1 pseudogene is annotated in these 267 nt (G+C 67.4%); it reads left to right on the top strand.

The window, feature by feature from the left end:
- Nucleotides 1–20: 20 nt before the first annotated feature.
- A pseudogene (locus KUG41_RS15250) lies at nt 21–267 on the top strand (phycocyanin subunit alpha); the annotation flags it as partial.

Genomic DNA, 267 nt, shown 5'->3' with positions numbered 1-267 from the left:
CCTTCCCTTTCCTTCCTTCCATGAAGACTCCCCTCACCGAGGCCGTCGCCGCCGCTGATTCCCAGGGCCGCTTCCTCAGCAACACCGAGCTCAACGCTGCCTTCGGCCGCTTCGAGCGCGCCAAGAACGCCCTCGAGGCCGCCAAGGCCCTCACCGCCAGGGCCGACGAGCTGGTCAACGGCGCTGCCCAGGCCGTCTACAACAAGTACCCCTACACCACCCAGCAGCAGGGCACCAACTTCGCCTCCGATGCCCGCGGCAAGGCCA

This window comes from Synechococcus sp. CCY 9618, assembly GCF_019038415.1.
Classification (GTDB): Bacteria; Cyanobacteriota; Cyanobacteriia; order PCC-6307; family Cyanobiaceae; genus Cyanobium.
The sequence above is the reverse complement of the archived record's forward strand: the minus strand, read 5'-3'. Positions and strand labels throughout refer to the sequence as shown.